The organism is Streptomyces sp. CA189 (genome assembly GCF_056428985.1).
On the sequence record NZ_JBWJVM010000005.1, the window covers coordinates 93,225 to 106,320 of the forward strand.

The window sequence follows — 13,096 nt, forward strand, 5'->3', positions numbered from 1 at the left end:
GGTGACACCCGGTCCGCGGCCGCCACCGACCAGGACGTGACGGGAGCGCTCGACCCGTGGCTGCGCACCGGGCGCGGCCGGGCGCCGCAGGCCCACGTCTGGTGGTGGCGCGTGCCGAAGTCCGCGCCGTGGTGACTCACATGTGCGGCATGCCGTAGTACTTGGCGAACTGCTCCAGGTAGCTCGGGTCCCGGGGCTGCTTCTGCCGCTCGAACTCGGGAGCGTCCTTGATCTGGTCCTTCGTGCGGCCGACGTAGACCGTCTCGTCGGCGCGGTCGACGCGCTGGATGGTGCTGGCGGGGAGCAGCACGTGCTTGCCGAAGATCCATACGCCGGTGTCGACGACGAGGTAGCCGGCTCCGGCCTCGTCCGTGTGCTCATCGACCTTTCCGATGCTTCCGTCGGTCGCCTCGACCTTGAATCCGATCAAGTCGATTCCGGTCTCGTAGCCGCAATCGGCGCGGTAACCCCAGATGCCCTCGTCCGCCATGGCCGTCTCCTCGTTCGCTGCTGTCGCTGTCCAGGCTGTTCACCATGACCCGCATCCGGTGCGGGGGAGCGGGCGGCGCTCCGACGGCTCCCCTGTAAGGCGCAGTGGTCCCCGATGGTGGAATGCGCGCGCCGGGCCCGGGTAGGCGCACGACATGTCTGGTCACCGCGTGTCTGGTCACCACATGTCTGGTCACCACATGGACAGCACCCTGTCGCTGCTGGCCCACGGCTATGCATGGGCTCCGGACCTGCGCCGAGCCCATGACGGCGCGCCGGTCGTGCACACCCGCGTGATGGGGCGGCCCGCGGCACTCCTGCACGGCCCCGAGGCCGTGGCCCTCTTCTACGACGAGAGCAGGGTCGAGCGGCACGGAGCCCTGCCGGGGCCGGTGCTCGACACCCTCTTCGGCAGGGGAGCGGTGCACACCCTGGACGGAACACCCCACCGGGCGCGCAAGGAACTGCTGGCGTCGGTGCTGATGTCGCCGCTGGGCGTCGAAGGCCTGACCGCCCGGGTCGAGAGCGGCTGGCGGGAAGCCGTGCCCCGCTGGGAGGGCGGCCGGGTGGTGCTGTTCGACGAGGTGGCGACCCTGCTCGCGGGGGCGATATGCGACTGGGCGGGTCTGCCGGTCCCCGACGGCGAGGCCCGCGAGATCGCCAAGGACTGCGTGTCCATGGTGGATGGTTTCGCCACCGCCGGACCCCGGCACGTACGCGCCCGTCGCGCCCGGCACCGCCAGGAGCAGGCCCTCATGGCCGCGGTGGACCGCGTCCGCGTACACGACCCGCGGCTGGTCTCCGGGACGGTCGTGGAGACGGTCGCCCTGCACCGCGAGCCGGACGGCACGCTGCTCGATCCGCATACGGCGGCCGTCGAGCTCCTCAACGTCATCCGTCCGACCGTCGCCGTCACCTGGTACGTGACCTTCGCCGCCCACGCCCTCCACCGGCATCCCGGCCGGGGCGACCAGCTGCGGACCGGCAGCGCCGCCCAGGCCCGCGCGTTCGCCCACGAAGTCCGCCGCTTCTACCCCTTCGTGCCCTTCATCGCCGGCATGGCCGTACGCGACCTCGACTTCGGCCGGGACAGGGTTCCGGCCGGCACGCTGCTCCTCCTCGACGTGTACGGGCACCATCACGACCCCGCGCTGTGGGCGCGGCCGTACGACTTCGCCCCGGAGCGGTTCCTGGGCCGCGAACCGGGCCCCGGCGAACTGATCCCCCAGGGCGGCGGCGACGCCCGCACCGGCCATCGGTGCCCGGGCGAGGACATCACCCTGTCCCTGCTCGCCGCACTGTCGTCGGCCCTCGCCCGCACGGACCCCGCGGTCCCGCAACAGGACCTGTCCATCCCGCTGAACCGGATCCCCACCCGTCCGCGGAGCGGATTCGTCATCGAGGTCGCATCCCATACAAGGAGTCACCATGCCCCGCGGTTCCAGTCCCAAGCGTGAACGCCAGTACGAGCACATCAAGGAGAGTGCCGAGCAGCGCGGTGAGAGCCCGAAGCGCGCCAAGGAGATCGGGGCCCGCACCGTCAACAAGGAACGGGCCCGCGCCGGCGAGTCGGAGACGGCGAGCCGCTCCTCCCTCCAGGACATGTCCTCCTCGAAGCGCGGCGGTCTGCGCTCCCACAGCGGCGCCCAGGGCCCGACGAAGGAGCAGCTCTACAACGAGGCCAGGCAGCGCAACATCAAGGGGCGTTCCCAGATGGACAAGGCGGAGCTCAAGCGCGCCCTCGGTCACTGAGGGCGGGTGTGCCTGTCGAGGAGGACCATGGCGTCATGGTCGGGGGTGGCCGGCTCCGCGGTGTACACGCCGAGGCGCCGGCCGGGCGTTCCTTCGAGGACCATGGACTGGCCGGTGAGGTGACCCAGCGCGGCGTCGCCGCGATCCCCAAATCCGTCCGCGCCGAGCGCATGGCCGAGAACATAGACATCCTCGACTTCGAACTCACCGACGAGCAGATGGCGGCCATCGCCACCCTGGACACCGGCAGCACGCTCTTCTTCGACCACCACGACCCCGAGATGGTCACGTGGCTCGCCAAGCGCCGCGTAGACGCCTGAGGGACGTCATTCCCTCGCGCGGTCGGCCGAGGCCGCCGCTGCCCTGCGGCACCACCGGATCACGAGCAGGAGCAGGCAGACCAGGGTGAGGACCCACACGGCGGCGAAGGCCCAGATCAGCACCGGGGACGAGGTGGCCACGGCCCGTACGAAGAGTGCCGCGCAGACGACGCCCAGAAGCGCGGTGTACAGGCCGAGCCCTTGGGGGCGGTGCCAGTCGCCGGGGGTCGTCCAGGGGCGGATCCCGCGGTGCAGGGTGCGCAGCCTGCGGTCCAGGAGCTGGTCGGTGCGCAGGTCGTGCTCGATGTCGCCCAGGATCTTCAGTTCCTGCTGCGAGAGCTCAGGGCCGTCCATCGCGGGGCCCCCTCTCCTGATGTGCTGCCTTCGCCTTGTGCCGCGCGTCTACCCGTGCGGTGGCCGCGCAAGCACCGCGGCACCTGGTCAGACGGGCCCGGCGGGGCCGCCGGGGCCGGCGATGTCGAACAGCGCGCCGTCGGGGTCCCGCAGGGTGATCTCCCGGGGGAAGGGACCGGAGCCGGCTCCCGACACCGTGCTGCCGCCCAGTCCGAGGGCCGCCTTCACCGCGGTTTCGAGGTCGGGTACCCGGAAGTGGACGTGCCAGCGCGGCCGCAGGTGCGGGTCCGGGGCCTGCGCGAGCGTCCCGCCGTGCAGGCGGGCCACCGTCCTGCCCGCGTGGCGCAGCAGGATGCGCTCGCTCTCCTCCAGGTACGCGACCTCGCAGCAGCCGGCGTTGCCGCAGGCCCACTCCAGGACCTCGCCGTAGAAGATGGCGGAGTCGAAGGCGTTCCTGCTGCGCAGTTCGAGCCAGGCAGGAGCGGCTTCGCCGCCCATACCCCAGTCGGGGATGGCGTCCCCCTGCCAGATGCCGAAGACCGCCCCGTCGAGGTCCGAAGCGAAGGCGGCCCGTCCCGTACCGAAGGACAAGGGGCCCACGGCGACGGTTCCACTGCGTTCGAGTACACGGGCCGCCGTGACGTCGGCGTCGTCCACGGCGAAGTACGGGGTCCAGGCCACGGGGACCGAGAGCTTCGGGGGCCGGGAGCCGAGGCCGGCCACCGGGATCCCGTCGGCGAAGCCCACGGAGAACGCCTCTCCGAGCTGGGCGGGGCCGAATTCCCAGCCGAGAACCGCACCGTAGAACTCCTGCGCGGCGCCGAGGTCGCGGGCCAGCAGACTGACCCAGCAGGGTGCGCCGAAGGCTTCGTGACTCGATGTCGACACGATGGTCAACCCCATCCGCTGGTGCTCCCCCGGGAGACCCTCCCACGGTACTCGTACGCTCCCGGAGGGGCCCCGTCGGGCGATGTCTCCGGAGTGGGGGAAGGGGGAAGACTGAAGGAGAGGGAAAGGCCGGACGAGGAGGGACGAGACGAGGTGGTCGTCATCGTCCGGGAGGGCACGACCGGTGACGAAGGCGCCACCGACCGTGCCCGACCGTTCCTGCGCCGGTCCTCTCATGAACACTGGAGGCACCATGACCAGGCGAGTCCACGAGGTGATGACCGGGAATCCTGTGACGGTCGAGAAGCTGACGTCACTGGCCGAGGCCGCACGGGTGATGCGGGACGCCGGTATCGGGGATGTCCTCGTCGTCGACGAGGGACGGCTCTGCGGCATCCTCACCGACCGGGACCTCGTCGTACGCGCCATCGCCGAGGACAAGGATCCCGCCGACACGACCGTGCAGGCGATCTGCAGCACTGATCCGGTCACCGTCAAGCCCGCCGACGACGTAGACCAGGCCGTCGATCTCATGCGCAGGCACGCGGTGCGGCGCCTGCCCGTGCGGGCCGAGGACGGCGAACTCGTCGGCGTGGTCACCCTGGGCGACCTCGAGGTGGAACGGGATCCGGGTTCGGCTCTCGCCGCGATCTCCGCCGCCGAGCCCGACAGCTGAGTGGAACCCCTCGTACGCCCGGCGGTCCGAAGGCCACCCGTACGAAACCCAGTTCGTCAGCACGGCGACGCCCGCGACGCACGTCCGGGTGGTCCTTGTCCGCGTGGGCCCCTTCTGGCCGCCGGGGGCGGGGGAGGGCGGCAAGAGTTGGGTCATGATCATGGATCCCGATTCCAACTCCGAAACCCCCGAAGCTTCCGGAGCCCCCGGCGAGCCCGCACCGGCGCCCTCCCGCCGGCCTTCCCGCCGTACGGTCATCGCCGGCGCTGCCGCCGTCGCCGCGGCCGGGGGCCTGACGGTCGCCGTCACCTCCGCCGAGACCTCGCAGGCCGTCCCCGGAGCCGCGGTCGCCGACTGGGCCGCCTGCCTGACGATCGCCCGGGCCATCCTCGTACGGGACGACGAGGACCAGCCGCTCGTACCGCGCTACGCCGACATCCTCCTGAAGAACGGCCTGCCCCGCTCGCGCCGCCCCGGCAGGAAGGTGCTGATCGTCGGCGCCGGCCCGGCCGGCCTCACCGCCGCACACCTCCTGCGTGAAGCCGGCCATCAGGTCACCGTCATCGAGGCCAACGGCAACCGGGTGGGCGGCCGGATCAAGACCTTCCGCACCGGCGGCCACGAGAACGCCGCGCAGCCCTTCGCCGACCCCAAGCAGTACGCCGAGGCCGGCGCGATGCGCATCCCCGACAGCCACCCCCTGGTCACCGGCCTGATGGACGGCCTCGGCCTCAAGCGCCGGCGTTTCCACCTGGTCGACGTGGACGGGGCCGGCCGCCCCGCCTACCGGACGTGGATCTACGTCAACGGCATCCGCGTGCGCCGCGCCGACTACGCGCGCGCCCCGCAGGTGCTCAATCGTTCCTTCGGAGTCCCGCAGGCGTACGAGTCCGTGCCCGCCTCGCAGATCGTCCGCGACGCCTTCGCCCCCGTGCGCAAGGAGATCGACGGCAAGAAGGACAAGGACCTCGTCGAGGGCTGGGCACGGGTCATCCAGCGCTACGGCCACATGTCGATGTATCGCTTCCTGACGGAGGAGGCCAAGCTCGACGAGCGGACCATCGACCTGATCGGAACCGTCGAGAACCTCACCTCCCGCCTGCACCTCGCCTTCGTGCACAGCTTCATCGGCGCCTCGCTGATCAGCCCCGACACCGCCTTCTACGAACTGCCCGACGGCACTGCCACCTTGGCCGACGCCATGTACGCCCGCGTCAAGGACCTCGTACGGCTCGACCGCCGTGCCACCCGCATCACCCACGGCGAGGGCAAGGTCACCGTCGAGACCGTCTCCGAGGGCCGCGGCGGCAGCCCCGTGCGGCGCGAGACCTTCACCGCCGACGCCGCCATCATCACGGTCCCCTTCTCCGGGCTGCGCCACATCCCCGTCACCCCCGCGCTCTCCTACGGCAAGCGGCGCGCGGTCACCGAGCTGCACTACGACGCCGCCACCAAGGTGCTGCTCGAATTCAGCCGCCGCTGGTGGGAGTTCGACGAGGCCGACTGGAAGCGCGAGCTGGAGGCCGTGCAGCCCGGCCTGTACCGGAAGTACCAGACCGGGCAGACCCCGGCGAACGGAACCCTGATGGGCGCCCACTCCTCCGTGCCCGAGGGCCGCATCTCCGCGGGCCAGCGCTCCCACTACGCCGCCAGCCGCGTGGTCAGCCGCGACCAGCCCGAGGCGGCCGGGGTCATCGGCGGCGGCTCGGCCACCGACAACCCCAACCGCTTCATGTTCCAGCCCTCCTACCCCGTCGAAGGCAGCGCCGGCGGCGTCATCCTTGCCTCCTACAGCTGGTCGGACGACGCCCTGAAGTGGGACTCCCTGGACGACGAGGAGCGCTACCCGCGCGCCCTCGCGGGCGTCCAGGAGGTCTTCGGGCAGCGCGTCGAGGTGTTCTACACCGGCGTCGGCCGCACCCAGTCCTGGATGCGCGATCCGTACGCCTACGGGGAGGCCTCCGTCCTGCTGCCCGGCCAGCACACCGAGCTCTTCCCCCACGTCCGCATGGCCGAGGGCAACCTGCACTTCGCCGGGTGCCACACGTCCATCAAGCCCGCGTGGATCGAGGGGGCCCTGGAATCCGCGGTCCGGACCGCCCTGGAGGTGCACACCGCCTAGGCCGTCTCTTTGGCGCCGTCAGCTCTCGGCGAGCACGATCAGCCAGTCCCCCTCGGAGAACCGGACCCGCTGCCGCTTGTCGGGGTTGATCCGCACCCCGTAGTCGGGGCCCGCGGCGCTCCGCGCGCGCAGCCGGTAGCCGACCGCGCATTCCCGGCGCCGCCGCGCCGATTCGACGGCAGTGGCGAACGGGACCTCGGAGCCGGCCCGGACGTAGTCCGCGGCCGGCTTGAGGTGGAACTCGTGGCCCTCCGCCTTGAACAACTCCTCGAAGACCTCGGAGAGATAAGGGCTCTCCGAGATCTGGGTCATCAGCAGGCTGATCAGCCTGCCGCTCACGATGAAGTCCGCGCCGCCCCGGGCGGGGGCGAGGAGCCGGTTGCCGTCGTCGGACATCTCGGTGGTGAGCGCGAGTTCCTGCCGCGCGGCATCCCCGATGGCCCGCAGGTGCAGCAGGGTGACCAGCGTCCTGTCGTCCGCCCGTGCCTCCGCATCCCTCGCCGTGGCGGGGAGGGCGGAGGGCGCGTCCGGGGCCGGGCCCCGGGCCGAGCCGGTGTCCGGGCCCGCGGGCTCCGTCTCACCGAGCACGATCACGCCGTCGTACGAGGGCACGTCCAGCTTGGCCAGGGTGAGCGGGTCGGTGATGTCGCCCTGGTGGAGGGAGACTTCGAGACGGGCTCGCGCGGCCGTGACGGCTCGGGCGCCGTGCGTGGCCGCGTACCCGCCGAGCGCCACGACGTCCAGGGTCGTTCCGGGGCTCACGTAGTGGTCGAGCTGCTCGATGACGAGCGGGGCGCGGCGGTTCCAGCCGAGCAGCAGGAGGCGTTCGGCAGGGGCGGCCCCGGGACCCGCCGACACGATCGCGTCCTCCTCGACGAGGGAGGCCACGTCGCCCCGCACGGCCGTGTCGTCGTCCCGGGAGATGACGATGATCCGGTCGGCCGGGCCGATCACCGCCCCCTGATCAGGATTGAGGGTGACGCTCCCGCCGGTGTGCAGCAGGCCGACCGCGCAGGACGTGGCGAACGACAGCAGCGCCTCGCCGAACGGCCGCCCCACGAGGCCCTCCGCGGCGACCGGGTAGAACTCGTCTCCCTCGAAGTCCAGCAACTCCGAGTAGACGAGGGAGAGTCCGGGCTGCCGGGCCGTCTGGACGAGAAGCCGGGCGACGATGTCGTCGACACACAGGACGTGTCCCGTGGGCCCGGCGGCGAGTCGGGCGGTGATGTGGTTGCGGGAGTCGCGGACGGCTGCGACCACCACCGCTTCCCCGTCGCCGGACCCGGGGACGGCCGCGTCGAGGGCGAGCAGCGTCTTCACCACGTGGGCGTCACCGCCGTCCCCGGTGGGAGGCAGCACCAGCACCGCCTTCGCGGTGCGCGGACTCACCCGGCACAGCTCGGTGGGGTCGGTGGTGCTCCCGTTGCGGCAGATGATCCGCGTTCTGCCGCTGTCGCCGACACGGGTGGAGATCTCGCTCTCCATCCACACCTTGTCCTGCGGGGCGAGCACGGCGATGGCGGACCCGCGTTGGTTCGCGTTCGCGGCCACCAGCTCCCCGATCACGGGAAAGACCTGGTCCGACCACCCCAGGACGACGGTGTGGCGCGTCTCCAGCACGGTGGAATGGCCGAGGCGCAGCGACATGATGCGCCGGTTGATGCCCGTGGTGATCAGACTGACCAGGGTCGACACGAAGAGCAGCGCCACGAGCGCGAGGGAGACGGAGGCCAGTACGTAGAGCGGGGAGCCGACGGCGCCCCCGATCTTCAGGGTCTGGCCGACGCTGACCCACACGGCGGTGAGCCGGCCGGAGAGCGTGGCCGGAGCGGCCCGGTCGGACCAGACGAGGACCATGCTCGCCGGAACGACGACGGCCAGGCAGGCCAGGGCGAGCCAGCCGATGAGCGCGGTCGTTCCGCCCGAGACCAGATGGTCGAAGCGGTACTGGAGACGGAGCCGGAGTGACGCCGTGTGCTGCTGCGCCACACAAACTCCCGTACATGAGTCGACGCGCCGGTCGGAGCGGCTGCCCGCCACCAGGAGTCACCCTAGGCGGATCTCTGCTCCCGCCCCCCTCGAACGCCACCGGCCTCACTCAGAGGTATGAACGCTCCCTGGGTGCCGACACCGGCACCGACACCGCCGGACGTCCTCCCGGCCCACCGCGCCCGGCCTCTGTCCGGCGCGCAGGTCAGGAGGACGTCCGGTGCGCCGTTCAGGCGGCGGTGGAGCGGGACTTGCCCGTGTCGTTGCACAGGGCCCAGATGATGAAGACGCCGATGGCGATCGAGATGAGGCCCCAGAGCGGCGTGTAGGGCAGCCACAGGAAGTTGAGGATGATGTCCAGCGCGACGAGCACCACGGCCGTGCCCTTGGCCCAGGTCGCGCCCTTGAGGAGGCCCGCGCCGACGACCGCGAGCACGATGCCCAGGATGAGGTGGATCCAGCCCCACGCCGTGACGTCGAACTTGAAGGTGTAGTCGCCCACGCTCGCGTAGACGTCGTCGTCGGCGATGCCGACGATTCCCTTCAGGATGCCGAGGACGCCTTCCACGAGCATCAGCACTCCGGCGAACACGACGCCGCTCGCCGCCCACGGGTTCTGCCCGTCGGTGGTGTAGCCGCTGTTGGGGGCCCTGCTGGGGGGCGTTGCCTGTGCCACGAGAGGCTCCTTCGTCGGGCGGGACGCCGGGGGTCCTGCTTGCGCCCAGCGTCCGTGGCCGGGGCGCGGGGGGACATTCGAGCGCCGCCATTCGGGTGAATCCGCGAGGTGGCCCCGGAGGGTGTTCCCCGGTCAGCCGTGGGCGGCGTGCAGCTCGTCCGTGAGGTGGTGGTGGCTGTGCCGCCACCCCGCACCGGCCCGGCGTGCCCCGTGGAGGTGCGGATGCCCGGGGGCCAGCCCGGTGTGCTCGTGCTCGTGTGCGTGGCCGCGGCCCGCCTCGGCCACGGCCCGGGCCCCGGTCACGGCCTCCGGTACGGCCCCGGCCTCCGCCACCGCGGCGCCGGGCCGCCCGGCCCCGGCCGGCCACAGGCGCGCGGCGAGGGCCGCGGCGGTGAGGGCGATCGCGCCGAGGGCCGCCGTCGCCCACCCGAGACCGGCCTTCGCGCCGACCCAGCCCGCGAGCGGGTAGGTCAGCAGCCAGGCGGCGTGCGACAGGGAGAACTGGGCGGCGAACACCGCGGTGCGGTCCCCTTCCGGCGCGGCCCGCCGGAGCACCCGGCCCGCGGGCGTGAGCACCATCGAGCAGGCCGCCCCGAACCCCACCCACGTGCCCAGCAGCGCGGGCCAGCGCCAATCGCCGCTATGGGCCGAGGTGATGACGCCGAGGGCGCCGAACGCCACCGGGAGCAGCAGGACGCCGGCCAGCATCACCCGCCGGTCCGGGCGGTTCTCCAGGATCCGCGGCAGCGCCAGGGCCACGGCCATCGACCCGGCTCCGTACGCGCCGAGGGCGAGGGCGACCGACTCCGCGGACAGCCCCAGGAAGTCCCGTACGTACACCACGGAGTTGACCGTCACCACGGCCCCCGCGGCCGCGACCGCGAGGTTCATCGCCAGCAGGGAGCGCAGCTTCGGGGTGCCGAGGAACAAGCGCGTCCCCGCGGTGGCCTTGGCGTACGCGCCCTGCGCGGGCGCGCCGAGGGCCCGAGCCCGCCGGGGCAGGGCGGCGGACACCACGAGCGCGGACGAGGCGAGGAAGCCGGCCGCCGTACCGAGGAACAGCCGGTCGTAGGCGGCCACCGACAGCAGCGCGGCCGCGAGCGCGGGACTGAAGAGGCTCTCCAGGTCGTAGGCGAGCCGGGACATGGACAGGGCCCGCGTGTAGTCGCGCTCCTCGGGCAGGACCTCGGGGATCAGGGCCTGGAAGGTGGGAGTGAAGGCGGCCGAGGCGGTCTGCAGTAGGAAGATCAGGACGTAGACCTGCCACACCTCGCTCACGAACGGCAGGAAGAGAGCGACCCCGGCCCGGACCAGATCGGAGCCGGCCAAGAGGGCCCGGCGCGGCAGCCGGTCGGCCACCGCCGCGATCGCCGGGGCGATGACGACGTACGCCGCCATCTTGATCGCGAGCGCCGTGCCGAGCACCGAACCCGCGTCGGCGCCCGCGAGGTCGTACGCGAGCAGGCCGAGGGCCACGGTGGCCAGGCCCGTGCCGGACAGGGCGATGACCTGGGCGCCGAACAGGCGCCGGTAGGTGCGGTCGCGCAGCACGCTCGGCATGCGGTTCCTCTCCGGGCCGGACCGGGCCGGGCCCCGGGGTGTGGGACGGAACTCCAATGTATCCATAGATGCGCACCTGCGCACATGTCCAGTGGATTGCGGCTCCACCCTCCCGCCGAGCCCCCCGGAGCGACCTACCCTGTGGGGTATGCCTGCTCGCGAACCTCAGCCACCTGCACCCGATGCGCACCTACGGGATCCCGACCGGGCGCGGCTCGCCGAGGCGACCGAGGTCTTCGCGATGCTCTCGGACGTCACCCGGCTGCACCTCCTGTGGCTGCTCGCTCAGGAGGAGTCGGACGTGGGCTCGCTCGCCGAGCGCTGCGAGGCGTCGAGGACCGCGGTGAGCCAGCATCTGGCGAAGCTGCGGCTGGCGGGCCTCGTCGACACCCGCCGCGAGGGCCGGCGCATCCACTACAGCCTGCGCGACGGGCATCTGCGCCGGCTCGTCCTGGAAGGCCTCAGCCACGCCGACCACCGGGTCAGCGGTACGGCCCCGCACAACTGACCTCGGCGGCGGTGCGCCCGGCGCCCCGAGCGGCCCCCGCGCGCTCTACTGGCACGGACAGCCGTGCCTCTGCGTGCGGGGGACTCCGGAAGGGCGGCCGATGGACTACCGGCAGGCGGACACCTCCACCCTCGTCACGATCGGCCACGTCGCGGTGGCCTTCGTCCTCACCTACCTCCTCGGCTTCGAACGCGCCCTGAGGGGGGCCGCCGCCGGCAACCGGACCTTCTCCATGATCGGCGTCGGCGCCGCCCTCGTGGCCGTCCTCGCCCTGGACGGCGCACCCAACGCCCTGGCGGGGGTCATCACCGGCGTCGGGTTCATCGGAGGCGGGCTGGTCTTCCGGCAGAGCCTCACGGAGGGCGACCTCGTCCACGGGGTGACCACCGCCGGAGCCATCTTCGCCGCGGCCGCCATCGGAGCGGCCGCCGGCCAGGGACGCCTCGCCCTGGCCGCCGCGGCGACGGCCTTCGTGATCCTGGCGCTGGAGACCCGTCACATCCCCGGCCTGAGCGTCTTCGACGGCCGCCGGTGGGCCCACCGCTTCCGCGGCGACGCCGACGTCCTGCGACTGCACGGAGATCGCAGCCCCAGCGCCGAGGACTGACGGGCCCGGCCTCCCCTGACCGGCTCAGGTGCGGGAGGAGTCGCGGACCGTGCACGTGGCGCTGTCCGCCGGGCACCAGTGGGTGCGGCCGCCGACCAGGTGGAGTTCGAGGGCCGCGTCCCGCATGCCGTTGCGGTCCAGTGCTTCGCGCAGGGCGGTGGGGGCGGGCTGGGGCGGGAGTCCCAGTACGCCCACCACGACGACTCCGCTGCGGGCCTCGACCGAGGCGATCTGCCAGTTGCCCGTGGCGGCCCACCGCTCCGCCACCGGCCGCGCGTTCGCCGCGAGCGCGCGGTCGCGGGCGACCGAGATGGTGCCCGCGGTGAGCGGTACGGCGACCAGCAGCACGATCGCCGAGACCGCGGCCAGGGTCCGGCCGCGGAAGGCGCCCACCGCGATGCCCGCCTCGCCGGCGCCGGCCCGGACCCCGTAGGCGAGGAAGACCACCGTTCCGGTGGCGACGATGGCCGCGACGTTGGTGGCGAACAGCAGCGCGGACTGGCTCGCGTCGTGGAAGCGGTGCGTGGTGATCAGGAGTCCGGTGACGGCCAGGGGCGGCACCAGGGAGATCGCGATGGCCACCCCCGGGAGGGTGTCGGAGATGTCGGAGCGCACCAGGGCGAAGGCGCCGACCGTCCCGGTGGCCAGGGCGGCGACCAGGTCGATCAGCCGGGGGCTGATCCGCGAGGAGACCTGGCTGTTCGTGGCGAAGGCGTCGGGCGGCGAGATGAGCCACCCCATCAGCATGCCGATCGCCACCACCGTCAGGGCCCCGCCGAGCACCAGCAGCGCGCAGCGCACCACCTGATGCCGGTCGGCGATGACCAGCGCGAGCGCGCTGCCCAGGATCGGGGTCATCAGCGGGGCGACGATCATCGCGCCGATCACGGTCGCCGTCGAGTCTCCGACCACGCCCGCGGACGCGATGACGGCCGCGAGCACGAGCAGGACCCAGAACCGGGTGGAGCTGGGACTGCGCCAGGCGCGCTCGATGAACAGGGCCGTGACCATGCGGTCCACGGCGGTGGCGTCGACTCGTGACATGACGGCCTGCCCTCATAGTTGATGGAATGTCATCATATGTTCCGTTCTGTCGATTCCTTTGATCCCGCCGACCCGGCCGACTTCGCGGACCCGGCCGATTTCGCGGGTACC

Annotated in this window: 13 protein-coding genes and 1 pseudogene; 6 read left to right on the forward strand and 8 right to left on the reverse strand. The window is 72.4% G+C overall.

The window, feature by feature from the left end; all coding sequences use genetic code 11:
- Positions 1-136: 136 nt before the first annotated feature.
- A complete protein-coding gene (locus tag AC061S_RS06290; protein ID WP_478684839.1) occupies positions 137-490 on the reverse strand; it encodes a PRC-barrel domain-containing protein in 354 nt (117 codons plus the stop codon).
- Positions 491-689: 199 nt separating this feature from the next.
- On the opposite strand from AC061S_RS06290, the gene AC061S_RS06295 reads away from it, so the two are divergent.
- On the forward strand, positions 690-1,946 hold the full coding sequence (locus AC061S_RS06295) for a cytochrome P450 (protein ID WP_478684840.1): 1,257 nt from the start codon (positions 690-692) through the stop codon (positions 1,944-1,946).
- The gene (locus tag AC061S_RS06300) at positions 1,918-2,241 is read left to right on the forward strand and encodes a plasmid stabilization protein (RefSeq protein ID WP_478684841.1); all 324 of its coding nucleotides are present in this window, start codon (positions 1,918-1,920) and stop codon (positions 2,239-2,241) included. The genes AC061S_RS06295 and AC061S_RS06300 overlap by 29 nt, the downstream gene beginning before the upstream one ends.
- Here the strand turns inward: AC061S_RS06300 and AC061S_RS06305 are convergent.
- The 3 genes and pseudogenes from AC061S_RS06305 to AC061S_RS06315 all read right to left on the reverse strand — a co-directional run.
- A pseudogene (locus AC061S_RS06305) lies at positions 2,235-2,360 on the reverse strand (transcriptional regulator); the annotation flags it as partial. The gene AC061S_RS06300 and the pseudogene AC061S_RS06305 sit on opposite strands and share 7 nt — an antisense overlap.
- Positions 2,361-2,567: 207 nt before the next feature.
- Entirely contained in the window at positions 2,568-2,915 is a 348-nt protein-coding gene (locus tag AC061S_RS06310) for a DUF3040 domain-containing protein (RefSeq protein ID WP_478684842.1), read from the reverse strand.
- Between the two features lie 87 nt (positions 2,916-3,002).
- Positions 3,003-3,752 carry a VOC family protein gene (locus tag AC061S_RS06315; protein ID WP_478684921.1) on the reverse strand — a complete coding sequence of 250 codons (750 nt, stop codon included), beginning with the start codon at positions 3,750-3,752 and terminating at the stop codon, positions 3,003-3,005.
- A gap of 304 nt (positions 3,753-4,056) precedes the next feature.
- Here AC061S_RS06315 and AC061S_RS06320 point away from each other — a divergent pair, with 304 nt between their 5' ends.
- Both AC061S_RS06320 and AC061S_RS06325 read left to right on the forward strand, forming a co-directional pair.
- A complete protein-coding gene (locus tag AC061S_RS06320; protein ID WP_478684843.1) occupies positions 4,057-4,479 on the forward strand; it encodes a CBS domain-containing protein in 423 nt (140 codons plus the stop codon).
- 160 nt (positions 4,480-4,639) lie between these two features.
- The gene (locus AC061S_RS06325; RefSeq protein ID WP_478684922.1) at positions 4,640-6,601 is read left to right on the forward strand and encodes a flavin monoamine oxidase family protein; all 1,962 of its coding nucleotides are present in this window, start codon (positions 4,640-4,642) and stop codon (positions 6,599-6,601) included.
- 18 nt (positions 6,602-6,619) lie between these two features.
- Here AC061S_RS06325 and AC061S_RS06330 read toward each other — a convergent pair whose 3' ends face one another.
- From AC061S_RS06330 to AC061S_RS06340, 3 genes are all read right to left on the reverse strand, one after another.
- Complete coding sequence (locus AC061S_RS06330) at positions 6,620-8,590, reverse strand: CASTOR/POLLUX-related putative ion channel (RefSeq protein WP_478684844.1); 1,971 nt, start codon at positions 8,588-8,590, stop codon at positions 6,620-6,622.
- A gap of 229 nt (positions 8,591-8,819) precedes the next feature.
- On the reverse strand, positions 8,820-9,266 hold the full coding sequence (locus AC061S_RS06335; protein WP_478684845.1) for a DUF7144 family membrane protein: 447 nt from the start codon (positions 9,264-9,266) through the stop codon (positions 8,820-8,822).
- A gap of 132 nt (positions 9,267-9,398) precedes the next feature.
- Positions 9,399-10,826 carry an MFS transporter gene (locus tag AC061S_RS06340; RefSeq protein ID WP_478684846.1) on the reverse strand — a complete coding sequence of 476 codons (1,428 nt, stop codon included), beginning with the start codon at positions 10,824-10,826 and terminating at the stop codon, positions 9,399-9,401.
- Positions 10,827-10,974: 148 nt separating this feature from the next.
- Between AC061S_RS06340 and AC061S_RS06345 the strand changes: the two genes are divergently transcribed.
- Together AC061S_RS06345 and AC061S_RS06350 are read left to right on the forward strand one after the other, a co-directional pair.
- Positions 10,975-11,334, forward strand: coding sequence for an ArsR/SmtB family transcription factor (locus tag AC061S_RS06345; RefSeq protein WP_478684847.1), 360 nt, complete (start codon positions 10,975-10,977; stop codon positions 11,332-11,334).
- Positions 11,335-11,434: 100 nt separating this feature from the next.
- Entirely contained in the window at positions 11,435-11,941 is a 507-nt protein-coding gene (locus AC061S_RS06350) for an MgtC/SapB family protein (protein WP_478684848.1), read from the forward strand.
- 24 nt (positions 11,942-11,965) lie between these two features.
- On the opposite strand, the gene AC061S_RS06355 is transcribed toward AC061S_RS06350, so the two are convergent.
- The gene (locus AC061S_RS06355; protein ID WP_478684849.1) at positions 11,966-12,985 is read right to left on the reverse strand and encodes a TIGR00341 family protein; all 1,020 of its coding nucleotides are present in this window, start codon (positions 12,983-12,985) and stop codon (positions 11,966-11,968) included.
- Positions 12,986-13,096 lie beyond the last annotated feature (111 nt).

Bases quoted from the DNA above. Each gene is read 5' to 3' on its own strand.
- AC061S_RS06345 (WP_478684847.1), top strand. From the start codon at position 10,975: ATGCCTGCTCGCGAACCTCAGCCACCTGCACCCGATGCGCACCTACGG.
- AC061S_RS06350 (WP_478684848.1), top strand. From the start codon at position 11,435: ATGGACTACCGGCAGGCGGACACCTCCACCCTCGTCACGATCGGCCAC.
- AC061S_RS06325 (WP_478684922.1), top strand. From the start codon at position 4,640: ATGGATCCCGATTCCAACTCCGAAACCCCCGAAGCTTCCGGAGCCCCC.
- AC061S_RS06300 (WP_478684841.1), top strand. From the start codon at position 1,918: ATGCCCCGCGGTTCCAGTCCCAAGCGTGAACGCCAGTACGAGCACATC.
- AC061S_RS06320 (WP_478684843.1), top strand. From the start codon at position 4,057: ATGACCAGGCGAGTCCACGAGGTGATGACCGGGAATCCTGTGACGGTC.
- AC061S_RS06310 (WP_478684842.1), bottom strand. From the start codon at position 2,915: ATGGACGGCCCTGAGCTCTCGCAGCAGGAACTGAAGATCCTGGGCGAC.
- AC061S_RS06355 (WP_478684849.1), bottom strand. From the start codon at position 12,985: ATGTCACGAGTCGACGCCACCGCCGTGGACCGCATGGTCACGGCCCTG.
- AC061S_RS06340 (WP_478684846.1), bottom strand. From the start codon at position 10,826: ATGCCGAGCGTGCTGCGCGACCGCACCTACCGGCGCCTGTTCGGCGCC.
- AC061S_RS06290 (WP_478684839.1), bottom strand. From the start codon at position 490: ATGGCGGACGAGGGCATCTGGGGTTACCGCGCCGATTGCGGCTACGAG.
- AC061S_RS06295 (WP_478684840.1), top strand. From the start codon at position 690: ATGGACAGCACCCTGTCGCTGCTGGCCCACGGCTATGCATGGGCTCCG.